The sequence below is a fragment of the Bacillus sp. FSL M8-0063 genome (genome assembly GCF_038005545.1).
Taxonomy (GTDB): domain Bacteria; phylum Bacillota; class Bacilli; order Bacillales; family Bacillaceae_G; genus Bacillus_A; species Bacillus_A wiedmannii.
In genome coordinates, this window is the sequence record NZ_JBBOTJ010000001.1 from 494317 (window position 1) to 520497 (window position 26181).

Here is a 26181-nt window from a genome sequence, read left to right on the forward strand (position 1 = left end):
ATGTGGACGTATATAAAACGCGATAAAAGATTTTGGATAAGCATTGGGTTTCTTCTCATATTAGTTCTTTTGAGCATCGGAAATACGATATGGAATGATGGACATATTAGACAAGTTACGTTGCAATATGATGCGGATGAAAATCCAGAAGTTCCACCGTTTTCACCTTCATTCCAATTTTTACTTGGGACAGATCGGAAAGGATACGACCTGTTACATGTAGTCATTGAAGGTGCGAAGTGGACAATTGGTATATCTATTTTAATTGCGGCACTTAGAATGGTAATAGGTGTGTTTTTCGGTGTCGTACTCGGAACATATGTAAAAAGAGGTTTTTCAAAAATCGAGGCTTTTTTTGATAGTTTTACAGTTATTCCGACAGTTATGATTGCATATTTTTTTCTTCAATCTGCAAATGCATTTGGGAGTGGAGAGGAAACAACAACCTTTTTTGAAAGAGCTTCGTTTCAAGTTTTATTACTTGTAATGCTTGTGATGCCAGTTATTGCACTGTATGTTGCGAAGGAAGTCCGTAAGCTGAGAACCGAAGAATTTATTGAAGCTGCGTGCATATTAGGTGGATCGAGAAGGCACATTGTTATAAAGCATATTTTTCCGCATCTTTATATGACGTTTATACTTGTATTTTTCCAGCAGTTTACGCAGACTCTTACTATTTTACTGCACTTAGGATTACTGGAAATATTCTTTGGTGGAACAGTTCAGTTTTTAGGACCGATAGAAGAAATAGAATCTTACACGCATGAATGGTCAGGTTTAATTGGAGTCTATTTTAGATCATTAACAGTGAATCCGTGGATTCCGCTCGTTCCCATTACATTTTTTGGACTTACTATTTTTTCAGGAAATATGATTGTAAAAAGTATAGAAGAGGCGATGATGAAAGTAAGGTTAGGAGGAGAGATAAAGAAGGACGCTATAGAAGAAGAACAATCTGCTGTGCAGTCAAAAGAAGAGTTATTTACTTTTAAACATACGATGTGAAAAGAAGCAAGCATGGAGTTCATGCTCGCCTCTTTTTATTTTGTAGAAACTTCACCTTCAGCTTCTGTTTGCGGAATAAAGTATCCGATTATACCACCGATAATTGCAGGAATAATCCAGCCGATTCCTAAGTTATAAAAAGGAATGGTGTGTACGATATTAGCGATAAAACTTGGTATCAATTCCACATTATCAAGAGCATGAATACAGCTAATAATGAATGCTGCGAGCATTGATCCGATGTAGACAGAAGGTTTACGTTTCGTATATTTATCAATAAATGATACGAAAATTAAAATGATTGTAATTGGATACAAAATGATTAATACAGGTAATGTAATTTTTATTAATAAGCTTAATCCTAAGTTTGAAATCACGAAGCTAAAGATACAAACGTATAGTACGAGTTTCTTATATGAAACATTTGTTAATACTGTTGCGAAATAGTTGGCGAATGCACTTACAACGCCAATTGCTGTCGTTAAACAAGCGAAGATAATGGCGATACTTAATAAAACATTACCGCTTGTCCCAAAGAATTGATACATAACAGTAGCTAATAGTTGACCACCGTTTTCAAATTGTCCTAAGTTGCCGTTTGAAGCGCCGATATAACCGAGTAAGAAATAAACAATTGTTAAGAATAGAGCTGCAATGCTTCCGCAAATAATTGTATATTTCGCAATTGATTTCTTCTCTTGTATACCGTTTTGGCGAATTGCATTTACAACAATTGTTGATAATACAAGTGCTCCAATTGCATCTAACGTTAAAAATCCTTCAAGAAATCCTTTAAAAAATGGAATTTCTTTATAGTCACCAACAGGTTCTGTAAACGTTCCTGGTGAAAGAATCGCTTTTGTTGCCATAATTGCAATAATTCCAAGTAAAATTGGCGTTAATATTTTTCCAATATGATCTACTAATTTTGATGGATTTAATGATAAGAAGTAAACGACTATAAAGAAAATCGCACTAAAGATTAACATAGAGTACCATTGGTCCGGGAAAAGTGGTGCAATCCCAATTTCGTAAGATACAGATCCAGTTCGTGGAATAACAAATAGTGGGCCGATTGAAAGATAAATAATGATAGCGAATATTGCTGCGAATTTTGGATGAACACGGCTTGCTAAAGTGTTGAAACTACCACCGGCAAGGGCAACAGCGACGATAGCTAGTAAAGATAAACCGACGTCTGTAATAATAAATCCTGTAATGGAAATCCACATATTTTCTCCAGAAGAAAGACCGAGAAGGGGCGGGAAAATCATATTACCAGCACCGAAGAAAACTGCGAATAGTAATAAACTAATCGAAAGTATTTGCGCTGGTTTTAAAGTTGTACGCATATAAAGAAAATCCTCCTAATGAGTGTTTTTGTCGAAAATTCAAATAATTTGTCGAGTAACTGTTACTATTTTAAAGGTCTGATGACTAGAAAGCAATAGGGAATTTTGAAAATATTAAAAAATAATGCATTAAATCGAATAAATATACTATTTATATCTTTAATAGGAAGGATTTAACTTTTAACATAAAAAAACACATATCGCTAGGATACGTGTTTTAAAAAAATATTTTTTTATCACGTTCTTCTTTTAAAATTTCAACTGCTTCTCGGAAACGTTGTGAATGGACAATTTCTCGTTCACGTAAGAAGCGTAAGCTGTCATTTATGTCAGGATCGTCAGATAAATCAATGAGCCATTGATAAGTTGCTCTTGCCTTTTCTTCAGCAGCAATATCTTCATATAAATCTGCAATAGGGTCTCCTTTTGCTTGAATATAAGTAGCAGTAAAAGGAACGCCACCAGCATTATGATAAAACAAAGCACTATCATGATTAGCGTACTGTGCGTCTAATCCTGCAGCTTTCATTTGCTCTGGTGTTGCATCTTTTGTTAATTTATAAATCATTGTCGCAATCATCTCTAAATGTGCGAATTCTTCTGTGCCAATGTCGGTTAGTAAGCCGACAACTTTGTCAGGAATTGTATAACGCTGATTTAAGTAGCGAAGAGCAGCAGCCAGTTCGCCGTCCGCACCGCCATACTGTTCAACTAATAATTTGGCGAGTGCTGGATTACAAGTACTCACTTTAACTGGATATTGTAATTTCTTTTCATAAATCCACATAGTTTCTCTCCTTTATATTTGCCATGGCCACGGTCCTTTGCTCCATTCCCATGGAGCGTTAGAATAACTATTTCCAAACTGCTGAAGTGGCCCGTATTTTTCTTCAATTTTTTGTTGTAATACTCTTCGTTTATAGGAGAAATCGTTGAATTGATTTATAGCTGCAGTATCGTTTGGGTGCGTATCTAAATAGAGGGTAAGTTCAACTAATACAAAGTCTAGTTCTTGTAGTTCTTCAATCCATTTGTAATATTCATCAGGCAATGTCTGTGTCATGTTTTTATTCACCGTCCTTTTTTGTAAGGATTTTCATAAAAATCATAAAAAGCAGGCCACAGAGTTCCTTTTCGTAAAGCTTCTTTTGGTGGGAATTGGGGTAGGTTAGGTGGTTGAAAGCCCATAAATAGGTGTGGGGGAGTTGAGTAATATTTTTTTCCAATTGGAGGGCAAGGGTCGTTTGGGCTATGGAAAGGTATGTAGGATTTCATAAATTCATCCATGTTACACGCCTCCTTTATAAATGAAATATTCATCACTAAGTATTGTATTCGTACATAATTGCAAATTATGACTCATATAGAAAACTAAAAGAGGCAGGGGGAGTGCGGATGGAAAGTGTTACAACATGTATTGTATTAGAATCTAAAAACTTAAAGGAAACATTATATTTTTATGAAGGAATTCTAGGGTTTAAACCGAGCAAGGAGAGGCCACAAATACGTGTAACAGGTGTGTGGTATGATATCGGTTCAACGAGAATTTGTTTTGTTGTAAATAGGGGACTGGGAGAACATAGAGAGACCGTTATATCATCAGTGAAAGAACTATTGTTAAAAACTACAAATATCGAGCGGTTAAAGAAAAAGTTAGTGTTTTATCAAATATCATTTGTAGAAGAGCACCATGGCGAAGAAGTTAGAATAATATTTCATGATCCAGATGGTTATACACTCCAATTCCTTTTCATAGAGAACAGGGAAGAGAGCCTTTTACAATGTAATAATCTGGATGTCGAATGAAAAAAATATTGACAAGCTTAGGCAAATATTTTAATGTGATTGTATAAAACTGTGTATATAAAGGGGAGTAACTTATTACAGTAAAGTCGTCATTACAGGGAGAAACCCTCGGCTTTATTGGCAACGTTTCGTTGTTAGTGAGACCTTTACCAGCAATGGTAAAGGCCCCTTATTGTCTTTTTTAGGACCCTTACCATATTTGGTAGGGTCCTTTTTGTATACAAAGAGAGGAGAAATAAAAATGAAAAAACTTATTAGTAGATTAAGAGTTGTATTTCATGTTCGTCGTTTCGTTCCATTTCTATTTGACTTTTTTACTTCAAAAGAGGTTTCAATAAAGAAGAAAATTTTATCTGTTGCTTTTTTAGTTGGGTATGTTGCGATGCCGCTTGATTTAATTCCAGACTTCCTGCCGTTTATCGGTATTTTAGATGATATCGGAATTGTGTTATTCATTTTGAATCGAATTGTAAAAATGGCGCCAGTACAATTGCAAGAAAAGCATAACGTAAACGTAGGATAGGAGTTGAAAATATGGAGCAAATTATTTTAGATATAATCGAGTTTTTAAAGCAGTTTTCTTATTTTGGAGTTGTGTTAGCATTAACGTTTGAATTTATTCCAGCAGAAGTAGTTTTACCCATGGTTGGGTATTGGGTGTACGAGGGAGATATGAATTTTTGGCTAGCTGTATTAGCTGGAACACTTGGCGGAACGACAGGACCGTTAACATTATACGCACTCGGTTATTACGGTGGTCGTCCTCTATTAATAAAATACGGAAAATACTTCTTTATTAAAGAAGAACAAATTCAAAAAGCAGATGATTTCTTTGAGAAATATGGGCCAGTTGTAGCATTTGTTGGACGCTTTGTACCGGGAGTTCGAACGCTTATTTCTGTTCCGTGTGGTATGGCGAAAATGAACATATGGAAATTTAGTATATATACATTCGTAGCAATGTTCCCGTTAACGACTTTATATGTCTATTTTGGAATGAAATTAGGTCCGCATTGGGAAAAGGCAGCGGATGTTGTTGGACAATATATGTTACCGATATTACTAGTCATAGTTATTATTGTAGGCGGTATATTAATCTATAAATTTATGAAAAAAAGAAACAGAACGGAATCTATCTAGTCATTAGTACAGGAGTTGTCTTATTTTTCGAAAATAGATGAATAGTACAGGCAAAAGACTCTGAAGGACATACACATATAGGGAATATAAAAGAGAGAGGGGAAACAACTATGTCTTGTGAGTGCTCAGGGTCAGCATTAACTTGTTGTCCAGATAAAAATTATGTACAAGATAAAGTGTGTAGTCCGTGGTCTGCTACTGTAGTTGCAACAGCAATTGATAATGTTCTTTATACAAATAATATTAACCAAAATGTAGTTGGTACTGGTTTTGTTAAGTATGATGTTGGTCCAGGTCCAATTACTGTAGAAGCGCTTGATTCTGCTGGGGCTACAATTGATACACAAACATTAAACCCAGGAACGAGTATCGCTTTTACGTATCGCCGCTTTGATAGTATACAAGTTGTGTTACCTGCAACACCTGGTGGAACGTATCAGGGAGAATTTTGTATTACAACACGTTATCCACTTTCATAGTAGAATAGGAGAGGATCGAAATGGGAATGAGAAGTTCCGGTTTGTCTTGTTGTTCTAATAAAACACTTGTGCAAGATCAAGTATGTACAGACTGGTCTATTACAGGTGCTGGTACTCAAATTGTATATACGAATAATATTACACAAGAAGTATATGGTTCAGGTTATGTGAAATATGATGTAGGCGCGAATCCCATTACAGTTGATTTTTTAGTAGGTGCTACAGTAGTTGATACAATTACTGTGCAACCACAAAGTAGCGGTACTTTCACTGTACGATACTTTACTACTGTCCGAATTACTACGACAGGAACAACTGTTAATCAAGGCGAGTTTTGTATTACAGTACGTTATCCAATTTCATAAAAAAGGCATACCGTAAATGGTATGCTTTTTTAAATTGAGAAAGTAATGAAATTGGTATTCTATAAGCAACATGTAAATTGGCAACAGTACTTGCCTTCTAAATATAGTGAAGGATTACTTTGTATATTAATAATACTGACTGATTGTAAGTCTTTTCCGGTGTAAGATATCGTATTGCCTGGAAACACAGTGAAAATATTGGTTACTGCTCCAACGATTTGAATTGTAATTGCTTCGGTGCTGCTAGTACTATTGTAAACCGATACAGTACCTGATATAAGTAGTATCCCATCACTTTGCCACAGTATCATTGATTGTAGTGCATCTTTGGTAGAGGGAATGGTGTTGTTAGTTATGAGGAAATTCCCTGCAAATTCATTTGTTACTCGCTCACAACTTGGATTTGGAGGAGGGGGCGGTGGACAAGGATCTGGACAAATGATAGATAAAGGAGCGAAACAGCCAATATTTTTTTTGTTCCTCAATAAAACCCCTCCTTTTTAAGTTGTCTTTTACTACTATTAAATGTAGAAGCATGGCCGATGTGTTAAGAAAAGAAGAAAATTTTAAAAATTAAGATTGTCTAATAGGCTTAAAGTTTAACTTATCATTAGTGTTATAGAAAAGATTATATGTGAATAGTCATAGGAAAAGAATGATCAGACTCTTTTAGATAAAAGGTGGTTGTATACAATAGTACGAGGAATGTTGGACTTAACTTGTAATTAACTGTATATTTACAAAAATCTAATAAAATTCATTTGTTATTTAAACGACATTAACATGTTTTAGATAAAATAGCCTTTGTAATGAATCAATTATTAGGAGGAGGATTCACGTGGAAAGAACAGCTTTACGAAAAGTAAAAGGTCTTATTGGATTATTAATGATTTTTGTATTAGCATTTGTATCATTTCCGTGGAGTACATCAGTCAAAGCGGAAGAGAAGAAGCAAGAAAAGGCACCAAGTGAAAAGAAGATAGTTTTTCCAGTCGTAAGTGATGTACATATTAAAAATAGTGGAACGGATGATACGTTTCGCTGGAAAAGAGCGATTGAACAGTTCAATACGCTTGCACCAAAGCAAGATGCGTTCGTAATTGTGGGAGATTTTACTGATTCAGGATCGGTACAACAATATGATCGTTTCATGCAAGTATATAATGAGAATGCAAATAAAGATGCAGTACGAATGAATTCTCTAGGGAACCATGATTATTGGAACGGTTTATCTGTAGAGGGAGCGCAGAAGCGTTTCTTAGAAAAAACAGGTATGGAATCGATTTATTATCATAAAGTGGTGAAAGGGTATCACTTCCTTGTTATGTCTCCAGAGAACGAGACAACTCATGGATATTATTCAGACAAGCAAATTAATTGGCTAAAAGAAGAGATGGCAAAGGCGCAAAAAGATGATCCAGAAAAACCAATTTTCGTATTTTTACATCAACATATTAAAGATACAGTATACGGTAGTCAAGAATGGGGAACGAAAGATAGTGCAAAAATTAATGAGGTATTAAAACAATACCCACAAGTCATTACGTTTTCAGGTCATTCACATTATCCATTAGATGATCCAAGATCAATTCATCAAAAAGACTTTACATCAGTTGGCACATCTTCAGTAAGTTATATGGAGGTAGAGGGTGGCAAAGTGCAAGGGAATATTCCTTCAGAATCGCGTGCATTAAGCCAAGGTTTATTAGTAGAAGTAGATGATAAAGAAGTAACGATTAATCGCCGTGATTTCCATACAAATTCTTGGACAGGCGAGCCTTGGAAAATTAAATTACCATCAAAGAAAGACACATTTACATATGTAGAAGATCGCGATAAAGAAAGGCCACACTTTGCTAAGGATGCAAAGCTTGCGGTATCAAATGTAACAGAAAATGCAGCAACAGTAACATTCATGCAAGCGTTGGACAACCTTCTTGTTCATTCTTACCGTGTACAAGCTAGAGATAAGCAAACGGGAGAAATAAAGAATAAATTGTTAGCATTCTCAGAGTTTTATCGTGATCCAGTGCCGAAAGAACTGACATTTACGCTTGCAGGACTAGATGGCGGGAAAACATATACACTGGAAGTCGTTGCGATTGATTCATTCGGCAATGAAAGTGTACAACCATTAACGGCAGAAATTACTACGAAAAAAGATAATATTGACCCGAATGTGAAAGTACCAAAGGCGGATGTTTTTGATGTGAACTTTGCAGATGGTACATTTAAAGACAATTCATCATTTGGTACAAAAGGTGATGTTAAGGGTAATGTGACTATTGAATATGATAAAGCGTTGAAAAAGAATGTTATGAAGCTAAACGGAAAAGCAAATACATTTGGATATCTTCCGTTTTCAGCAGCGCAAAAAGAGAAAGTAGCAAATACATTTACGTTAGAAACTGTATTTTCAATGAATGAAATTCGCGGACAAGGTATTTTGCAAAATACAGAGAGCGGCGGAATTGGTTTTGAATCTACAGGAAGTGGTTATGTAGAATTATGGGCTCATATTGGTGGAAGTTATAAACGTGTTGGCGTTCAGTTAGAGGCTAATAAAACGTATCATTTAACAGGAACGTATAACGGAAGTGAAGTAGCAATTTACGTAGATGGTAAAAAAGTAAACAGCCAACCAGCTACAGGGAAAGTATATCACCCGAACGTACCATTTGCACTTGGTGCAGATCCAGATAGCAACGGGAATGGTGGTATTCCGTTAAATGGACAAATTGCGCTTGCGAAATTATATAGTAAAGCATTAAGTTCTTCAGAAGTATTAGCAGCGTATAATGAGTTTTCTAGTCGTACAAAATTAGAGCAAGTAAACGCGTTATATGAAGAGCTTGGGAAAGTGAAAGAAGTGTTAGCTGGTACGTATGAGTTTGGTGACAAACCAGGTCAATATTCAAAGGAAGCATTTCAAGCACTAGAGAAAAGCTATAACACTGCAAAGCAAGCATTTGAAAATGTAGGAAGTACTGGAGAGCAAATCGTTCAAACATATAACGAATTAAAAACAGCTAATGTAACATTTGTACAATCTAAAGTAGCAGAAGAACAACCGAAAACACCGAAAGAAAAATTACAAATCAATATTGAAACTGCAAAAGCAGTGGTGAAAAAAGCACAAGCTGCAAATGTAACGGATGGTTCAGTGAAATCATTGAGTCAAAAAATTACAGTGGCAGAAGCTGTATTAAAAGATGCGAAAGTAAAAGATGCACAAGTAGAAACGATGAATCGTACGGTGGAATATGCGATTTCACTCGTTGAAAAAAGCATAAACAAATAAGAGAGAAGAAAAAGAAGCTTATCATGATAGGCTTCTTTTTTGTTATACTAAAAATAGTATAGAATGAGGGAGCGAATAATTTGGAAGAGAAAAAGCTAAAAAGAATTCTTGAATATGTATGGATCGCGGTTGTGCTCCTTGTAGGGTATTATTTCTTAAAAGAGAAAAGTATATGGGTTCTATTTTTAATGACGTTTTTATTAGCGGGCTTAGGCACGTTATTTATTAATTTCTTCTTTGATAGTCTAAATGCATGGAAGAAGAAAAAGAAGGGAACGAAGTAAAGGAGGGAATATATGCAAAAGTGGAAGCTCATATATCAGGTGCTTCTTTTCATAGTGCTTGTAGGTATTGGCATTTTAAAATATTCTACACCGATAGGAAATTGGGCATCGTTTACAGCTTGCATCGGCATATTTTTCATTTTACAATCGTTAACGAAAAAATATAATAATACAGAAAGATAGCTCACCGTTTTATCGGCGAGCTATTTTGTTATGCTTTTTTCTCTTCATCATTTGTTTTTTCAGTAGCTAAATGACTATGTTTTCTAGAGTAGAAGAAATAGAAACATAAGCCAACTATCAGCCAAGCTATAAAGCTAATCCATGTCGTTTTAGACAAATTAATCATCAAATATAAACAGCAAAGAATTGCGACAACTGGTAATACAGGTACGAAAGGTGTACGGAATCCGCGTTTTAAGTTAGGGTGTGTTTTTCGTAAAATAAGTACCGCGCAGCAAACGAATGTAAAGGCTGTTAGCGTACCGATGTTCACTAAATTAGCAAGTAGATGTAGGTCTAGAAGCCCTGCTAATAAAGCGGCAACAACACCAGTGATCCATGTGTTTAATAAAGGGACTTTTACTCTTTTATTTACACGTGCTAGCGCTTTTGGAAGTAGTCCGTCGCGGCTCATCGCATAAGAAACGCGAACTTGTCCGTACATAACGACTAAGAGAACGGTTGTCATTCCAGTCATCGCTCCAACAGCGAGAAGTCCTGCAATTGTATCTTCGCCAACGAAATGTAAGGCAAACGCAACTGGATCAGAAACATCTAATTGTGTATACGGAACCATACCTGTTAAAACGAAAGATACAATCATGTATAAAACAGTACAAATAAGAAGGGAACCGATAATGCCAATTGGTAAATCGCGCTGTGGTTTTTTCGTTTCTTCTGCAGCGGTTGCGATTGCATCAAAGCCTAAGAAGGCGAAGAATACAGTGGCAGCTCCAGTAATGATACCGTCGTATCCGAATGGAATGAACGGCGTCCAATTTTCAGGTTTTACATATTTTGCGCCTGCTACGATAAAGGCGATAATAACAGCTAACTTGATAAGAACCATAACATTATTAATGCGTGCGCTTTCGCGTATACCGAAACTTAAAAGTCCCGTAATGAGTAGTAAAATACAAACAGCCGGTAAATCGATAATGCCGCCTTTTCCTACGCCAGGGGCCGAGGCGATTATGGCGGGCAGATGGATGTTAAATCCTTGGAGTAAAGATTGTAAATAACCAGACCAACCGACAGCTACAGCCGCGACTGCAAGTAAATATTCGAGCATTAAACACCAGCCGACGATGAAGGCGACGACTTCTCCGACTGTCATGTATGCGTAAGTATACACACTTCCTGAGACAGGAATAGAAGAAGCAAATTCGGCATAACAAAAGGCTACACAAGCACAAGTAAATGCAGCAATAAGGAATGATAACATAATACCAGGACCAGAATGTTTCGCTGCGACAATACCTGTTAATACAAAGATCCCTGTCCCAATTACGGCGCCAATCCCTAAAAATGTTAAATCGAGTGCCGTTAATGTTCTATCTAGCTGCCGTGGTGATTCAGTACTAAGCGTTTTTTTTCGTAATAATGACTTCACTTTGGACTCTCCCCCCGTTTTTTCATTTCCATAACTGCGAATATAGTATGAGCCCACTAGAAAAGAGTATGTAAGTAAATGGAGGTACAGTTATGGTAGGTTGTTTTTTAAAATTGCTGGATTAATTTTATTATAATTCAGAATATTTTGTCAAATAAAAATGTGACAAATAAAATGCGAATGAATAGGGGAAACTACTGGCAGGAATGGACGAGGGTTAACAGAGTGGCAAAACCACTCATAAAAGTTTCACTTTATAAAGTAGGAGAAGATGTTATGTTATTTTATTTTGAACTTGTCGTCATTTTACTTTGTACGAAATTAGCTGGTGATATTAGCGTTAGGCTTGGCCAGCCTTCTGTACTTGGTAAATTAATCGTTGGTATTATTATCGGTCCGGCTGTGCTTGGTATTATTAATAGTTCTGAACTCATTGATGAACTGAGTGAAATTGGCGTTTTACTACTTATGTTTATGGCAGGGCTTGAAACAGATTTAGAAGAGTTAAATCGGAATTTGAAATCTGCATTCGCAGTAGCGATGGGGGGAATCATTTTCCCATTCCTTGGTGGATATTTAGCGGGACTTGCGTTTGGAATGTTACAGTCGCATGCGATTTTTTTAGGGTTATTACTTTGTGCTACTTCGGTTAGTATTTCTGTTCAAACATTAAGAGATTTAGGGAAAATGAATACGAGAGAAAGTACGACGATTTTAGGAGCAGCTGTATTTGATGATGTAATTGTCGTTATTTTATTAGCATTTGTGATGAGTTTTTTAGGTACACAAGATGTAAATGTAACGCTTGTCATTGCAAAGAAAATTATCTTTTTTGTAAGCATCGTTTTTATCTCTTGGAAAGTTGTTCCATGGATTATGAAAATGCTTGTGCCACTTCGTGTAACAGAAGCATTAATTAGTGCAGCACTTATTATTTGTTTCTCTTTTTCGTATTACAGTGAAATGATGGGAATCGCCGGTATTATTGGAGCATTTGCAGCCGGAATTGCCATTTCGCAAACAGAGTATAAGCACGAAGTAGAACATAAAATTGAACCGATTGCTTATGCGATATTTGTACCGGTGTTCTTCGTAAGTATTGGAATGGAAATTACATTTCAAGGTATCGGAAGCCAGCTTTGGTTTATTATCATCATGACGCTTATTGCAATTTTTACAAAGTTAATCGGATCAGGTTTAGGAGCGAGACTGACAGGATTCAACCTTCAATCTTCTATTAGTATTGGTGCGGGGATGGTCTCGCGCGGAGAAGTGGCGCTTATTATCGCAGCGAATGGACTTGCGGCAAATTTATTAGCGAAAGAAAATTTCACAGCGATTGTTATTGTTGTTATATTAACGACGATTATTACGCCGCCGCTTTTGAAAAAATATTTTGTATAGAGAGGAAGAGCTTATCTGATGTAGGTAAGCTCTTTTTTTATTGGAAAAAGCAATAGTCATATAGCGTGAATAGGTTGTAATTATGGTAAAATCTACGTATATGATAAGTCGAGGAGAGAAATGTGTGAAGATTACGAAGGGGAAGGTTATCGGTGTAATCATACTTATTACGCTATGTATACCATTTACTGCATGGAAAGAGTCAAAAGTGAAAGACTTTCCAGTTTCTATTTTTTCTTCCTATGTAGAAGACGAAAAACCGAAAGACTATAAGTACACTGCTTTTGTACCTGATTTTGCAATTTGGATACATGGATGGGAAGAACAGCAATCTGAAGGTGAAATAACTTCATATAAAAAAGGGGATCGAACTGTAATTGTTCACCATCCTCCTGGCGATGATGGTTTTTATCTTTTTGAAGCAAGAGAAAATAAGTGAAAGCAACCGCAAGAAGTGGAGGTTAAATAGTGAAAGCTTCAACATTACTATTTAAAATTGAAAGTAATATGGATCAATTTTCACCAGCTGAAAAGAAGGTTGCCATGTACATAATGGGGAATGCAGAGATTGTTCCGAACTTAACGACGAAAGAAGTGTCAACGAATGCAGGCGCAAGTGAGGCGAGTGTTGTTCGCTTTTGTAAGTCGATTGGGATTGGGAGCTTTAAAGCATTTAAAATCGCGCTCGTTCGTGAATTGACGATTGCTGATTATAATATTAATGATTTTTCAGTTATGAATACGGAAGATGGACCGTATGACTTGTTTAATAAAGTTACGTATGTGAATAAAGCTGCCATTGAGGCGAGCGTTACGGCGATAGATAAAAAAGAACTTGAGAAAGCTGCAGATCGTATTGTAAATGCGGATAAAATTATATTTTATGGAGTAGGCGGATCAGCTACTCCGGCGATGGACGGGGCTTATAAATTTACAAGGCTCGGATTTACAGCGATGATGCTATCTGATTTTCATATGATGTTGCCGCTTGTAACGAATTTAAAAGAGGGCGATATATTTGTTGCGATTTCAACATCTGGTCGTACGAAAGATGTACTTGAAATGGCGCAATATGCGAAGAGACAAGGTGCAACAGTTATTGCGATTACAAAGCTTGACCAATCATCACCGTTATATAAAGAGGCGGATATTCGTCTTTGTATGCCAGATGTAGAGCAAGATCATCGTATTGCAAGTATTGCTTCTAGAATGACACAACTGAATATGATTGATGCTTTATATGTGATTACTTTTAATCGTATTGGTAATAAAGTGTTGGATCAATTTATGGAGACGCGAGAAGAAGCAGTGCGGTTACGGAAGTTAAAGTAGAAGAAAAGATGAGGGGACTCATCTTTTTTATTATCTTTGACACAAATATGTCATTTTATGAAATTTTATTTCATAAAATAAGAAAGAAATATTGATTTTTAATTTCCTGAAGTTATAATAAAAGTGTGAAATATAATTTCAAAGAGGGTGGCAATATGTTAGAGAATTTATCGACAGAACACCGTAATGAGAAAACGACGAATCTAGATGAGATGAGTATAAAAGAAGTGTTACAGAGTATGAATGAAGAAGATCGAACTGTTGCGTTAGCAGTTGAAAAAGAGATAGAACAAATTGAAAAGGTCGTACAGACTGTTATTAAATCTTTTGAAGCAGAGGGCCGATTAATTTATATTGGAGCTGGTACGAGTGGTCGTTTAGGTATTTTAGACGCAGTGGAATGCCCGCCGACATTTGGCACAGACGATAAAATGGTGCAAGGATTTATAGCAGGTGGATTGAAAGCGTTTACTAAGGCAGTGGAAGGTGCCGAAGATCGCGAAGAGTTAGCAGAAGAAGATTTGAAAAGTATTGGATTAAACGAGAAAGATACAGTGATTGGTATTGCCGCAAGTGGTAGAACCCCTTACGTAATTGGCGGATTGAAATACGCACATAGTGTGGGAGCTAGTACAGCGAGTATTTCTTGTAATAAAAATGCTGAAATAAGTAAGTATGCAAAACTCAATGTAGAAGTGGAGACAGGCGCAGAAATATTAACAGGCTCAACACGTTTGAAGGCTGGTACAGCGCAAAAATTAGTGCTTAATATGATTTCAACAGCGTCAATGATTGGTGTAGGAAAAGTATATAAAAACTTAATGGTAGATGTTCAATCTACGAATGAAAAGTTAGTAGAACGATCAAAACGAATTATTGTGGAAGCAACAGGAGTTAGTTATGAAGTAGCGGCAGATTATTACGAAAAAGCAAAGCGTAACGTGAAAGTTGCTATCGTTATGGCATTACTACAGTGTGAGTATGGGGAAGCAAAAGAAAAACTAAAAGAAGCGAAAGGCTTTGTGAAGAAGGCATTATAAAGTGAAACGATAAGAATAGGGAGGGGGATTCTATTATGAAGAAAGAAGAGAGAATGGCCAAAGAAATTTCGGAGCAACTTGGGGGAATAAAAAATATTCGTGGCATTGCTCATTGTATGACGAGACTGAGGTTAACGCTTCATGATGAAAGTAAAGTGAATATGGATCTTTTGAAAAAAGTTGAAGGCGTTATGGGCGTCATTGAAGATGAAACACTTCAAGTTGTTGTTGGTCCAGGAACGGTAAATAAAGTAGCAGCCGAAATGGAAGTTTTAACAGGAGTAAGAATTGGTGAGGTTGCAGATCATCATCTTGAAGATATTGGTCAAGAGATTAAATCAGAGATGAAGAAGAAAAATAATACACCAGTGAAGAACTTTTTACGAAAAATAGGTAACATTTTTATTCCGTTAATACCTGGTCTTGTTGCGTCAGGAATTATAAACGGGGTTGCTAACTTCGCGAAAAACGCAGGTGCTGATCCGAATGCAACATGGCTACAAATGTTACTACTTATTGGCGGCGGTATCTTTACATTTTTAGGGATTTTAGTCGGTTGGAATACAGCGAAAGAATTTGGCGGGACACCCGTTCTTGGAGCGATTGCGGGTATTTTAATTTTCAATCCAGCGATGGCAAATGTGAAATTATTTGGTGAAGCAATGGTACCCGGGCGGGGCGGATTGTTTGCAGTTATTTTTGCAGCATGGCTTATGGTAGTAGTTGAGAGAAGAGTACGAAAAGCAGTGCCGAATGCAGTTGATATTATTGTAACACCGCTTATTACTGTATTAGCTGTAAGTATAGTAACGATGTTAGCGATTCAGCCAGCAGCGGGATTTTTATCTGATGGTATTACGAGCGGTATTAACGCAATTTTAAATGTTGGTGGGGCATTTGCTGGAGCAGTGCTAGCAGGAACGTTTTTACCACTCGTTATGGTCGGATTACACCACGGTTTAACACCGATTCATATGGAATTTATTAATCAAACGCACGTAACACCTTTATTACCAGTACTCGCGATGGCTGGTGCTGGGCAAGTGGGCGCAGCAATTGCGATTTATGTAAAAACAAAAAATAAACGACTTCGTAACGTAATTAAAGGTGGATTACCAGTTGGGTTTTTAGGAATTGGCGAACCATTATTATACGGGGTTACATTACCACTTGGGAAACCGTTTATTACCGCTTGTTTAGGAGCGGCCGTCGGTGGTGCATTCCAAGCAGTTATGAAAACGGCTTCACTCGGAATTGGCGTATCAGGATTATCTTTAATCCCGTTAATTGCTGATAATAAATATTTATTATATTTCCTTGGGTTAGTAGTGGCATATACTTTTGGATTTATCTTTACGTACTTCTTCGGATTTAAAGAAGAAATGGCAGAAAACATATAGAGAAAGGGATTCCTTTCTCTTTTTCTATTCATAGAAAGGGAGATTTATATGATAGGAGTTTCAATTTATCTTTCAAAAGAGCGAGTAAAGAAGCAAGAAGAGTGGCTAAAAGTGGCGAAGGAAAACGGGTTTTCGTCTATTTTTACATCACTTCATATTCCGGAAGATGATCCGGATACGTATAAAGAGTTAATTCAAATATTAGGGAAACAGGCTCTCGAAAATGAAATGGAATTAATGGTCGATGTCTCTCCAAAATCGTTACACCATTTAGGAATGACGTACGAAAATGTCGAAGAGTTAGTAGATTGGGGCATTACTGGTTTACGAATGGACTACGGCATCACGCCGAAAGAAATCACACGCGTATCTCATAAAATGAAAGTAGCTTTAAATGCGAGTACGATTACAGATTCATTTTGGAAAGAGTTAACCATAGAAAATATAAAAGTAGAGAATGTAGAAGCGTGGCATAATTTTTATCCGCGCCCAGAAACAGGACTAGCAAAATCATTCTTACAAAAACAAAACGAATACTTACATGAGTGCGGAATAAAAACGATGGCATTTATTCCGGGAGATGGTGAAAAACGTGGTCCGTTATATGAAGGCTTACCAACATTAGAAAAGCACCGCAATATGCGCCCGCTGGAAGCGTACTTAGAACTTGTACAAGATTGTGGTGTCGATAAGGTGCTAATTGGGGATATAAACGGAAGTCTAGAAAGTGTACAAGAGATAGCGAGTGCGAGTAGAGGAATTATTCCGCTGCGGTATGAGCAATTGATAAAGAAAAGTGAAATATTTAAAATGGTAGAACAAGTGCATACAAATAGACTAGATCCAGCTCGTGATGTCATTCGTTCTGTAGAATCGCGAGAGGAGCATAAAGTGATTTTACAGCCGATGGATGCCATCGCAAGAAAGAAAGGCAGCATTACAATTGATAATGAATTGTACGGTAGATATGCTGGAGAGATGCAAGTTGTGGTAAATGATTTACCTGTAGATGAGAAAGTGAATGTTGTCGGAATGGTTGTGGAAGAGGACGTGCCGTTATTGCCTTATATTGGTGCTGAAAAAAACTTTCAACTTTTTCTGTGTGATAGAGTAAAAGCTTGAATTTATGCTATTTTATAAAAGACATTATTCGTAAAACGGATAATGTTTTTTGTTTTCTTTAAAAAAAGCATTTGACGAATGAAAAGAAATACCGTATTGTTTTGTCTTGTGAATAAATGTTCACGATAACAAAACAAAAAGGAGAGTTCAAAATGAATCAATATATTGGGAATTTAATTATTCGTATCGTGTTAGGAGTTACGTTCTTTGCACACGGTTTAGCAAAGTTTCAATCAGGTATAGATAACGTAGCAGGATGGTTTACAAGTATCGGTTTACCAGGTGGTCTTGCATATGGCGTAGCGACAGTTGAATTAGTTGGTGGTATATTATTAATTATCGGTTTAGGCGTAAGATATGTAGGATTGTTATTTGCTCTTATTTTAGCTGGAGCTATCGTAAAGGTAAATGGAGCAGCAGGTTTATTAGGAGATGGAAAGAATCCAGGGTATGAATTAGATCTTGCATTATTAGCAATGGGTGCGTATTTATTCGTTGTAAAAGCAGAAGGATATGTAGATCGTTTCTTAAAGGAGAAAGTAATGAAAGCGAAGTAAACTTATTTATAAATTGTTGACTTGAATCATTAATGTAACTATAATAATTACAACTAGTGGATTAAGGATAAAATTATTTAAATATTTTTTTACACAAGTTGTAACATATATGGTTACAACTTGTGTAAAAAATAAATAAAACGGGAGGAAGTAACATGCCTAAATCAAATTTAGAAATTATTCGAAGCACGTATGAAGGGTCAGCTTCTTCAAATGCAAAACATTTAGTAGAAGCCCTCTCTGAAAAAGTAGAATGGACAGAAGCAGAAGGTTTCCCGTACGGCGGAACGTATATAGGTGTAGAAGCAATAATGGAAAATGTATTTAGCCGATTAGGATCAGAATGGGATGATTATAAAGCGAGTGTAAATACGTACCATGAAGTAAACGGAAAAGATGTAATCATTGCTGAAGGTGTTTATTCAGGAGTTTATAAAGAAACGGGAAAATTGTTTGAAGCAGAATTTGTTCATATATGGCAGATTGAAAATGGAAAAATAATAAAATTCAAGCAATATGTGGATAGTTACATTGTGCGAGAAGCGATGAAGGTTTAAAATGGAATAAGGAAACAAATGGAATCGGCTGTGCGCAGGCGATTCCATTTGTTTATGTGATTATTAGGGGAATGGGGAATACATAATATGAAAAAATGGATTATAGGGACAATTACAATCATTGTAATTGCGATAGGAGCTGTATTCGGTGTTACGAAACTTCTTAATTATATAGAAGAAGAGGAGAAGAGTCTGAAAGCACAAAATGTAACGGGGCAACAAGGGAAGAAAGCAAAGGAAGAGAAGCCACAATTTAGTGAGGATGAAATTATTTCTACCATGCATAGGATGGTACATCAAAAAGTGAAATCCTCTGAAAAATGGGGATTTATTGAAATGACAAATAAGGAAATTGTTAGTGCCAAGAAGGCAGTAGAAAGCAGTACAAATTTTAAACATAAGTCAAAGCTACTTGCCACTTTAGAGCGTTGGGAGAAAGGGGATTTTTCACAAACGGTTGAGGAGCATAACTTTTTGTGGGAAATTCAAGGTGGTGATACTGGAAAGGCAACAGAACGTTTATCGCCAGAAGAAGAAAAGCAGTATGTGAAAGAAATGAAAGGTAAATAAAAACATCGCCACTTTGATGGCGATGTTTTTGATTAAGAATGTTTTCGCATTAAAGCTCTAGTTGGCTGAACAGCAACTGTTTTGAAATGAGAAAATAAATAACATCCAGTCACAACAATCATTGTCCCTAAAATTTGTATCCATGTTAGTTCTTCGCCGAGGAAAAGGAATGCTAAAATAGCTGTAAAAATCGGATTGAAGTTTAGAAAAATACCGGATGTAGTCGCTCCTAATTTTTGCACTCCAATATTCCAAAATACCATACAAAGAACTGTGGAAATAAGCCCAGTATATAAAAGTGATGTGATGAAAGAAGTATTTATATTTGTAACAGTGAAGCTCCCTATGTTAAATGGCAGTAATAAAATAACGCCGAAAATACCAGAGTATAATGTTGCCATGAGCGGTGTAGTTGTTTTTGTTGCCCATTTACTACAAACAGAATAGATTCCCCAAATACAAACAGCCGCCATCATCCATAAATCTCCGCTATTAAAATGTAGTGAAAATAGAAGTGCAAAATTTCCTTTTAAAAGGACGAGAACCACCCCAAAGAATGAAAGAATCATGGATAGAATTTGAAGTGTATTTACTTTTTCTTTTAGAAATAATACTGAAAATAATGCAATTGAAATCGCATTTAATGTAGAAATAAGCCCTACATTCGTTGCGGATGTTTTTTCTAGTGCTAGAAATTGAAAGATGTTAAAAAGAGCGACCCCTGAAATCCCCATTAGTAGTAACGGAAGTATTGCAGCACGTGGTGGAATGATTTTCTTTTCTTTAAACCAAACCATCGGTAATAAACAAACGATCGCAATCATCCATCTTAAACTTGTAAGTGTCATCGGAGACGCGTGATTAACGAGTGATTTTCCAACGACGAAATTTCCTCCCCATAATAAGCTCGTTAGTAATAGTAAAAAGACATAAAAATAAGGCATACTAAAATCCCCTTTGTTTTAATCAATGTGAATTGTAAATAATTTTAGCATTTTTCTTTATTGTGTAATATATTCTTTTGTATAATGGGAAAAAGTCGATAAAATATTCTGTTACAAATGTTATTTGTAAAAGGATATTCAGTTTTATATAAGTTATAAGGCGTTTTTTCGAATAATCATCGGTAAGAAAAAGGGGGCGTTTTGATGGAGTCATCTGTTATTAAAGTGTTAGATGATTTAGATGTACAAATTTTAGATATATTGCAGAAGGAATCACAAGTAAGTAATGCAGAGCTTGCGCGACGCGTTAATTTATCACCAGCTGCGATGCATGCGAGAATAAAAAGATTAGATGGAGAAGGTTTCATTGATAAGCAAGTAGCCATTTTAAATCAAGAAAAACTCGGTTTTGATTTGTTATGCTTCATTTTTATGAGTACAAATATTCATCAATCGGATAAACTTGACGTGTTAGAAAAAGAATTAGAAGCGATGCCTGAAGTGTTAGAGTGTCACTGTTTAACAGGAGAGTATGATTACTTATTAAAGGTTGCAAATCGTGATCGTAAAGAGCTGGAGCAGTTTATTAGAAAGCTGAATAAGCTTGGTATTACAAGGATACAGACGAGTTTAGCACTTCGTGAAATTAAATATTCGACAGTATTACCGATCCGAAATGAGGAACCGAGTATCGATTAGATTGCTTGGTTTTTTGTTTGTATAAATTGATTGACGAGGAGAAAGGAGAGATGTATTATTATATAAAATTATGTATTAAAATACGATTTGAGTTATAAATATTAATATCGGGGGCAAGGGGATAGAATATGAAAATCTTTAATGCGGTTACGAGTGATGTGAAAGAAATTTATAGTCTCATTGAAGTTTATGCAAAAGAGGGAGTGGTTTTACCGCGTTCTCTTTTATCTCTCTATCAATATTTACAATGTTTATATGTTGTGAAAGAAAGCGATGAGATTGTTGGGGTTGCTGGTTTACATGTGTTAGGGGAGGACCTTGCAGAAGTCCGTTCTTTAGTCGTTTCGCATACATATGCAGGGAAAGGAATCGGGCGTATGTTAGTGAACCATGTAATAAATGAGGCAGCGAAAATAAAAGTGAGCAGAGTCATTTCTTTAACATATGAAACGGGATTTTTTCAAAAGTGCGGGTTTGATTTTGTGAATAGAGAGGCGCTACCAGAGAAGGTATGGATTGATTGTAGACATTGTCCAAAGGTTGATTATTGTGATGAGGTGGCGATGATTCGATATGTTGGATGAAATTTTCAGAGAGAAAAAAGTCCCACTATTATTTACGTAATAGTGGGACTTTATATTTTAGGGGGAATTAAGAACTCGAATTCGTTTTTCTTACTGCAAAATTAAAAATGGGATTTTTAAGCTCATAGTTATAAGTAGAACCATCGACAAGCCCTACAACTTTATCACTATCGTAAAGATCAAGCATAAATTGTGCCATTTGTTTTGCAGTGTGGAATTTCGGTACAACATTATTGTATTCGAACTCATCAATATCAAATGAACGTTTTGCAAATTCTGTTTCAGTTGCAGCAGGTGCTAAAACTTTGGCTTGCAGTTTTGCACCTTGTTCTTTCAATTCGTGAGATAAACCTTCTGTAAATGCACTTACATAGAATTTCGTAGCGCAATACGTAACAGCATCAGCAACAATTGTGTATCCACCGCCTGATGAAATGTTAATAAGTTGCGTGCCATCAACCATGGAATAATCTCGAACGAAAAGTGAAGAGAGTATGGTTAATGCCTCTATATTTACATGTAACATCGTTTCAATTTTATTTAAATTTTGTTCAGCAATTGAGGCGAAATTACCAAACCCTGCGTTGTTAATCCACGTTTCAATTTGAAAGGCTTGTAGGTCTTCATAAAGCTTATAAACATTTTCCATGATAGATAAATCAGTTCTTCGAATAACAACATCTAATTCTGGATTCATTTCGTTAATTTTTAATTTTAATCTGTCTAATTCTTCTTGTCTTCGAGCTACAAGTATTAAATTTTTTCCACGAGATGCAAAGGCTAAAGCCGATTCATAGCCAATTCCAGAACTAGCACCAGTAATAACAGTGTATTTCATATAAAATCCCCCTAAGTTCAAATAAATGTATTATGGTTAGATTTTATTTGTTAGAGTATACTCTAAGTCAAATGTTTTTTATCAATTTGATAAGGCTATAAAATGTATGAGGATGAGTATGTGGAGGAGTGAGAGTATGTATACAATTAGCGAGGTGGCTAAATTAATAGGAGTGAGCACACATACACTACGTTATTATGAAAAGGAAAATATATTAATTGCAAATCGCGATACAAATGGGAATCGACTTTATGAAGAGTCACATATAAAGTGGTTGCAGTTTGTCATGAAATTAAAACAAACGCAAATGCCAATAGCGAAAATAAGAGAATATGCCAGGTTATATTTAGAAGGGGAGCATACAACCGAAGATCGTTTACAACTCCTAGAAGATCATAAGAAATCTATTCAGATTCAAAGAGAAAACTTAGTCATTACAGAAAAGATGCTTGAGAATAAAATTATTGCATACAAGGCATCTTTGGAAAATAAATAGAAAACATAATCCGTTCCTTAGTTATATGATAAAAATGGATTGGATCTCATAGTGTGCTGGCAAATAAAAAAGAGCAGCTAGCAAAAGCTAACTGCTCTATTAAAGGGATCTCTCCAAGGGGGAGTGGAGAAAATATTATGTTACTAGCAGTATTAACAGATTATTAGGAAATATACAAATCGGATGAAAGAAATTTTAAATAATCTTTCGGTATTGACAGTTTTTAAAATATTCATGTACAATATTTATGAATGACATTCAGTCATTTTTCAGCGGAAGGATATAGTTAGCTCGGAAATGGAACAAATATAATGGTAAATGAGGATGATAGTTGTTTTATATATAGTAGTGATGAAAGAGAATATTTTTTTAAAACAGAAATGACTGATAGTCAGTCATAAGAGGTGAGAGGTATGAAAAATAGAGCTTGGTTATATGTCATATTAACATGTATCTTTGAAATTTTTTGGGTGTTTGGTTTTAATACAGCCGATACTTGGTGGCATTGGATTATTATTTTAGGAGTTATCGCTGTTGATTTTTATTTTCTTTCTAAAGCGTGCGAACATCTTGCGACAGGGACTGTATATGCCATCTTTGCTGGAGCTGGTACTGTAGGTACTTTCTTAATGGATGTATTCCTTTTCGGCGGAAGTTTCAGCGTAGGAAAACTATTCTTTATCGTGATGGTTGTAGCTGGCGTTATCGGTTTAAAGCTAGCTGATAATAAAGAAGAAACTGTGGAAGGAGCTGCTTAAAGATGGGTTGGTTTTTCGTATTTTGTGCTGCAATTAGTGAAATAGTCGGTGTGATTGGTCTTAAAATGTACAGTAAAGATAAGACGTTAGCAAATGGAGCGATTTATATAGGTGGATTTGCTACATCCTTTGCATTCTTGTATACATCTTTCTTATTTTTACAAGTGAGTGTCGCGTATGCGGTTTGGATTGGTATTGGAACAGCTGGTGCCGTGTTATTAAATATGTTCCTGTTTGGTGAGTCGAAAAGTAAAGCACGTATCATTAGTGTAGCTCTTATTGTATGCGGAGTGACAGGATTAAAGGCTCTTTCGTAAAGATATACTACATTTAATCTCCTAATTATTTATTAGGAGATTTTTATTATTAAAAAATGATTTCCTCTTAGAGTTCACTATCATTGACAGTACAATCGATTATCTTATAAAATGAGTGACAGTCATTCAATACGCGTTTGAAAGGGTTTAGATGATGAATAAAAAAGAAAAAATTGTCTATGCAGCTATTGAAGTGTTTCAGGAAAAGGGCGTTGAAAAAACGAAGATTTCTGATATCGTGAAATTGGCGGGCATTGCACAAGGAACTTTCTATTTATATTTTCCTTCTAAGTTATCTGTTATGCCTGCAATAGCAGAAGTGATGGTTGAAAAGATGATATTGGCAGTAAAGGAAAAAGTGCAAAATGATGCGCCTTTCTCAAGTAAAGTGACGCAAGTAATAGATGCGGTGTTTCACTTTATAGCGGAATATCGTGAAATACAAGCTTTAATGTATGCGGGTCTTGCATCTACAGAACATATAAAAGAATGGGAAGCTGTGTATGAGCCTCTTTATATGTGGTTAAGCGAATTTTTAAGTGAGGCGAAAGAAGCTGGTGAAATTCGTAATTCGGTTCACGCGGAGCGAACAGCGAAGTTATTTATTGCTCTTGTTGAATCAGCAGCGGAACAAGTCTATTTATATGATCATAAAGATGATGAGCAAGTCGAGCTACAAAAGGCAGAAGTACTAGATTTTTTAACACATGCACTACATATAAAGAAATAGTAAGATGAACCTGTCTGAGAAGGTAGGTTCATTTTTGAGGAAAACTGAATGATAGTCATTCACCTAATACGTATGTATGTGTGAAAGGATAGAGTGAAATTCTAATGAGTGGGGCATCTTCACTCATTATTAGCCCACAAAGAGCAGGATAAAGAAAAAGCTTCTTGGGCATTATTTTTTGAGAGGAATTTACGGGAAGAGGTGTTAAAAAGTGAAGAAACCGATAAAAGAACAAAAGATGGTATTGGTCATTCTTTTGAGTAATATATTTATTGCTTTTTTAGGGATTGGATTAATCATTCCGGTTATGCCGTCCTTTATGAATGATATGGGTTTAACAGGGAAGACGATGGGTTATCTCGTTGCAGTGTTTGCAATGGCTCAGCTTATTGCTTCACCTATTACGGGTCGCTGGGTCGACCTTTATGGTAGGAAGAAAATGATAATCATTGGATTATTTATTTTTGGTGTTTCAGAGCTTCTTTTTGGATTAGGAACAGATGTATGGATGCTCTATGCAGCGAGGGTGTTAGGCGGAATTAGTGCTGCGTTTATTATGCCAGGTGTTACGGCATATGTTGCTGATATTACATCTATGCAGGAACGTCCAAAGGCGATGGGATACTTGTCTGCGGCGATTAGTACCGGATTTATTATAGGGCCTGGAATTGGCGGGTTTATTGCAGAATACGGTATACGTGTGCCGTTTTTCGTTGCAGCAGTAATTGCCTTTGTAGCATGTGTGATTTCGATCTTTATTTTAAAAGAACCATTAACGAAAGAAGAGCTTGCAGAGATTTCTTCTAATACGAAAGAATCAAGTTTTATTGGGGATTTAAAGAAATCATTACATCCAATGTATGCAATCGCATTTATTATCGTATTTGTACTCGCATTCGGATTATCAGCGTATGAAACTGTGTTTAGTCTGTTTTCTGATCATAAGTTTGGATTCACACCGAAAGATATCGCGGCAATCATTACAATTAGTTCAATCTTTGGGGTAGTTGTGCAAGTCTTTATGTTTGGCAAATTGGTCGACATGTTTGGTGAAAAAGTGTTAATTCAAATATGTTTAATTGTAGGTGCAGTATTAGCGTTCGTTTCAACTGTAGTCTTTAATTATTGGATTGTACTTCTCGTTACTTGCTTCATTTTCTTAGCATTTGATTTACTTCGTCCAGCTTTAACGACGTTTTTATCAAAAGCAGCTGGAAAAGAGCAAGGATTCGTTGCTGGTATGAACTCGACTTATACGAGTTTAGGAAATATCGCAGGACCAGCGATGGGCGGAATATTATTTGATATGAATATTCATTATCCATATGCATTTTCAGGAGTTGTTTTAATAGTGGGTCTCGGTATTACATTTATGTGGAGAGAGAAACAGCTAGCTGAGAGTTTTGCGAAGTAATGTAGTGAATTACGTAAGCCCCTTACCATTGTTATGGTAAGGGGCTTTTTGTTTATCAAGCTATTGGAGCTA

At 36.0% G+C, this 26181-nt stretch carries 33 protein-coding genes; 25 read left to right on the forward strand and 8 right to left on the reverse strand.

All coding sequences use genetic code 11. The features are described from left to right. Positions 1–1005, forward strand: coding sequence for an ABC transporter permease (locus tag MKX31_RS02450; protein WP_064473877.1), 1005 nt, complete (start codon positions 1–3; stop codon positions 1003–1005). Positions 1006–1040: 35 nt separating this feature from the next. Here the strand turns inward: MKX31_RS02450 and brnQ2 are convergent, their stop codons facing one another. From brnQ2 to MKX31_RS02470, 4 genes are all read right to left on the reverse strand, one after another. Next, a complete protein-coding gene (gene brnQ2 / locus MKX31_RS02455; RefSeq protein WP_064473876.1) occupies positions 1041–2357 on the reverse strand; it encodes a branched-chain amino acid transport system II carrier protein BrnQ2 in 1317 nt (438 codons plus the stop codon). 217 nt (positions 2358–2574) lie between these two features. Then, positions 2575–3144, reverse strand: a complete 570-nt coding sequence (gene cotJC / locus MKX31_RS02460; RefSeq protein WP_000265283.1) for a spore coat protein CotJC — start codon at positions 3142–3144, stop codon at positions 2575–2577. 12 nt (positions 3145–3156) lie between these two features. Continuing rightward, complete coding sequence (locus tag MKX31_RS02465; protein WP_000194954.1) at positions 3157–3420, reverse strand: spore coat protein CotJB; 264 nt, start codon at positions 3418–3420, stop codon at positions 3157–3159. Positions 3421–3428: 8 nt separating this feature from the next. Continuing rightward, complete coding sequence (locus MKX31_RS02470; RefSeq protein WP_064473875.1) at positions 3429–3644, reverse strand: spore coat associated protein CotJA; 216 nt, start codon at positions 3642–3644, stop codon at positions 3429–3431. A 108-nt stretch (positions 3645–3752) separates the two neighbouring features. On the opposite strand from MKX31_RS02470, the gene MKX31_RS02475 reads away from it, so the two are divergent. The 5 genes from MKX31_RS02475 to MKX31_RS02495 all read left to right on the forward strand — a co-directional run bounded on the left by MKX31_RS02475 (position 3753) and on the right by MKX31_RS02495 (position 6147). After that, complete coding sequence (locus tag MKX31_RS02475; RefSeq protein WP_064473874.1) at positions 3753–4163, forward strand: VOC family protein; 411 nt, start codon at positions 3753–3755, stop codon at positions 4161–4163. A gap of 241 nt (positions 4164–4404) precedes the next feature. Continuing rightward, positions 4405–4686, forward strand: a complete 282-nt coding sequence (locus tag MKX31_RS02480; RefSeq protein WP_000733852.1) for a YkvA family protein — start codon at positions 4405–4407, stop codon at positions 4684–4686. An 11-nt stretch (positions 4687–4697) separates the two neighbouring features. Continuing rightward, positions 4698–5303, forward strand: coding sequence for a DedA family protein (locus MKX31_RS02485; RefSeq protein ID WP_064473873.1), 606 nt, complete (start codon positions 4698–4700; stop codon positions 5301–5303). A 110-nt stretch (positions 5304–5413) separates the two neighbouring features. Continuing rightward, a complete protein-coding gene (locus MKX31_RS02490; RefSeq protein WP_064473872.1) occupies positions 5414–5782 on the forward strand; it encodes a DUF3992 domain-containing protein in 369 nt (122 codons plus the stop codon). A 20-nt stretch (positions 5783–5802) separates the two neighbouring features. Continuing rightward, positions 5803–6147, forward strand: a complete 345-nt coding sequence (locus tag MKX31_RS02495) for a DUF3992 domain-containing protein (RefSeq protein ID WP_000525803.1) — start codon at positions 5803–5805, stop codon at positions 6145–6147. Between the two features lie 59 nt (positions 6148–6206). Here the strand turns inward: MKX31_RS02495 and MKX31_RS02500 are convergent, their stop codons facing one another. Next, positions 6207–6632 carry an S-Ena type endospore appendage gene (locus tag MKX31_RS02500; protein WP_064473871.1) on the reverse strand — a complete coding sequence of 142 codons (426 nt, stop codon included), beginning with the start codon at positions 6630–6632 and terminating at the stop codon, positions 6207–6209. Positions 6633–6985: 353 nt separating this feature from the next. On the opposite strand from MKX31_RS02500, the gene MKX31_RS02505 reads away from it, so the two are divergent. From MKX31_RS02505 to MKX31_RS02515, 3 genes are all read left to right on the forward strand, one after another. Beyond that, positions 6986–9448: a LamG-like jellyroll fold domain-containing protein gene (locus MKX31_RS02505; RefSeq protein WP_098102984.1), complete on the forward strand. Its 2463-nt coding sequence runs from the start codon at positions 6986–6988 to the stop codon at positions 9446–9448. Positions 9449–9528: 80 nt separating this feature from the next. Next, positions 9529–9732 (forward strand): hypothetical protein, encoded by a 204-nt coding sequence (locus MKX31_RS02510; protein WP_000391504.1) that lies wholly within the window; start codon positions 9529–9531, stop codon positions 9730–9732. Between the two features lie 12 nt (positions 9733–9744). Continuing rightward, positions 9745–9915 carry a hypothetical protein gene (locus MKX31_RS02515; RefSeq protein WP_081257068.1) on the forward strand — a complete coding sequence of 57 codons (171 nt, stop codon included), beginning with the start codon at positions 9745–9747 and terminating at the stop codon, positions 9913–9915. Between the two features lie 28 nt (positions 9916–9943). Here the strand turns inward: MKX31_RS02515 and MKX31_RS02520 are convergent, their stop codons facing one another. After that, on the reverse strand, positions 9944–11347 hold the full coding sequence (locus MKX31_RS02520; protein WP_098111010.1) for an amino acid permease: 1404 nt from the start codon (positions 11345–11347) through the stop codon (positions 9944–9946). Between the two features lie 180 nt (positions 11348–11527). Between MKX31_RS02520 and MKX31_RS02525 the strand changes: the two genes are divergently transcribed. From MKX31_RS02525 to MKX31_RS02565, 9 genes are all read left to right on the forward strand, one after another. Next, positions 11528–12751 (forward strand): cation:proton antiporter, encoded by a 1224-nt coding sequence (locus tag MKX31_RS02525; RefSeq protein ID WP_064473929.1) that lies wholly within the window; start codon positions 11528–11530, stop codon positions 12749–12751. 124 nt (positions 12752–12875) lie between these two features. Continuing rightward, positions 12876–13190: an outer surface protein gene (locus MKX31_RS02530; protein WP_098111011.1), complete on the forward strand. Its 315-nt coding sequence runs from the start codon at positions 12876–12878 to the stop codon at positions 13188–13190. Positions 13191–13219: 29 nt separating this feature from the next. Then, positions 13220–14083, forward strand: coding sequence for a MurR/RpiR family transcriptional regulator (locus tag MKX31_RS02535; RefSeq protein ID WP_048562466.1), 864 nt, complete (start codon positions 13220–13222; stop codon positions 14081–14083). Between the two features lie 155 nt (positions 14084–14238). After that, a complete protein-coding gene (murQ, locus tag MKX31_RS02540) occupies positions 14239–15123 on the forward strand; it encodes an N-acetylmuramic acid 6-phosphate etherase (RefSeq protein ID WP_098111012.1) in 885 nt (294 codons plus the stop codon). A gap of 35 nt (positions 15124–15158) precedes the next feature. Continuing rightward, complete coding sequence (locus MKX31_RS02545; protein WP_064473866.1) at positions 15159–16523, forward strand: PTS transporter subunit EIIC; 1365 nt, start codon at positions 15159–15161, stop codon at positions 16521–16523. 48 nt (positions 16524–16571) lie between these two features. Further along, positions 16572–17645 carry a DUF871 domain-containing protein gene (locus MKX31_RS02550; RefSeq protein WP_098111013.1) on the forward strand — a complete coding sequence of 358 codons (1074 nt, stop codon included), beginning with the start codon at positions 16572–16574 and terminating at the stop codon, positions 17643–17645. A gap of 152 nt (positions 17646–17797) precedes the next feature. Next, positions 17798–18202: a DoxX family protein gene (locus tag MKX31_RS02555; RefSeq protein WP_098102981.1), complete on the forward strand. Its 405-nt coding sequence runs from the start codon at positions 17798–17800 to the stop codon at positions 18200–18202. 155 nt (positions 18203–18357) lie between these two features. Then, positions 18358–18759, forward strand: a complete 402-nt coding sequence (locus MKX31_RS02560) for a nuclear transport factor 2 family protein (RefSeq protein WP_064473863.1) — start codon at positions 18358–18360, stop codon at positions 18757–18759. A gap of 87 nt (positions 18760–18846) precedes the next feature. Further along, the gene (locus tag MKX31_RS02565; RefSeq protein WP_064473862.1) at positions 18847–19329 is read left to right on the forward strand and encodes a DUF6241 domain-containing protein; all 483 of its coding nucleotides are present in this window, start codon (positions 18847–18849) and stop codon (positions 19327–19329) included. 32 nt (positions 19330–19361) lie between these two features. On the opposite strand, the gene MKX31_RS02570 is transcribed toward MKX31_RS02565, so the two are convergent. Further along, positions 19362–20273 (reverse strand): DMT family transporter, encoded by a 912-nt coding sequence (locus tag MKX31_RS02570; RefSeq protein WP_064473861.1) that lies wholly within the window; start codon positions 20271–20273, stop codon positions 19362–19364. A gap of 204 nt (positions 20274–20477) precedes the next feature. On the opposite strand from MKX31_RS02570, the gene MKX31_RS02575 reads away from it, so the two are divergent. Both MKX31_RS02575 and MKX31_RS02580 read left to right on the forward strand, forming a co-directional pair. Next, positions 20478–20972 (forward strand): Lrp/AsnC family transcriptional regulator, encoded by a 495-nt coding sequence (locus tag MKX31_RS02575; protein ID WP_000446100.1) that lies wholly within the window; start codon positions 20478–20480, stop codon positions 20970–20972. A gap of 128 nt (positions 20973–21100) precedes the next feature. Continuing rightward, on the forward strand, positions 21101–21556 hold the full coding sequence (locus MKX31_RS02580) for an N-acetyltransferase (protein WP_064473860.1): 456 nt from the start codon (positions 21101–21103) through the stop codon (positions 21554–21556). A 67-nt stretch (positions 21557–21623) separates the two neighbouring features. Here MKX31_RS02580 and MKX31_RS02585 read toward each other — a convergent pair whose 3' ends face one another. Then, positions 21624–22394, reverse strand: a complete 771-nt coding sequence (locus MKX31_RS02585) for an SDR family NAD(P)-dependent oxidoreductase (RefSeq protein WP_064473859.1) — start codon at positions 22392–22394, stop codon at positions 21624–21626. Between the two features lie 136 nt (positions 22395–22530). Here MKX31_RS02585 and MKX31_RS02590 point away from each other — a divergent pair, with 136 nt between their 5' ends. The 5 genes from MKX31_RS02590 (at position 22531) to MKX31_RS02610 (ending at position 26109) form a co-directional block, all read left to right on the forward strand. Next, positions 22531–22890 carry a MerR family transcriptional regulator gene (locus tag MKX31_RS02590; protein ID WP_064473858.1) on the forward strand — a complete coding sequence of 120 codons (360 nt, stop codon included), beginning with the start codon at positions 22531–22533 and terminating at the stop codon, positions 22888–22890. Positions 22891–23303: 413 nt separating this feature from the next. Beyond that, positions 23304–23648 carry a DMT family transporter gene (locus MKX31_RS02595; protein WP_064473857.1) on the forward strand — a complete coding sequence of 115 codons (345 nt, stop codon included), beginning with the start codon at positions 23304–23306 and terminating at the stop codon, positions 23646–23648. Between the two features lie 2 nt (positions 23649–23650). Beyond that, the gene (locus MKX31_RS02600; RefSeq protein WP_000539670.1) at positions 23651–23965 is read left to right on the forward strand and encodes a DMT family transporter; all 315 of its coding nucleotides are present in this window, start codon (positions 23651–23653) and stop codon (positions 23963–23965) included. A 151-nt stretch (positions 23966–24116) separates the two neighbouring features. Further along, positions 24117–24695, forward strand: a complete 579-nt coding sequence (locus MKX31_RS02605) for a TetR family transcriptional regulator (protein ID WP_064473856.1) — start codon at positions 24117–24119, stop codon at positions 24693–24695. 211 nt (positions 24696–24906) lie between these two features. Continuing rightward, on the forward strand, positions 24907–26109 hold the full coding sequence (locus tag MKX31_RS02610) for an MFS transporter (RefSeq protein WP_064473855.1): 1203 nt from the start codon (positions 24907–24909) through the stop codon (positions 26107–26109). Positions 26110–26181: the final 72 nt, after the last annotated feature.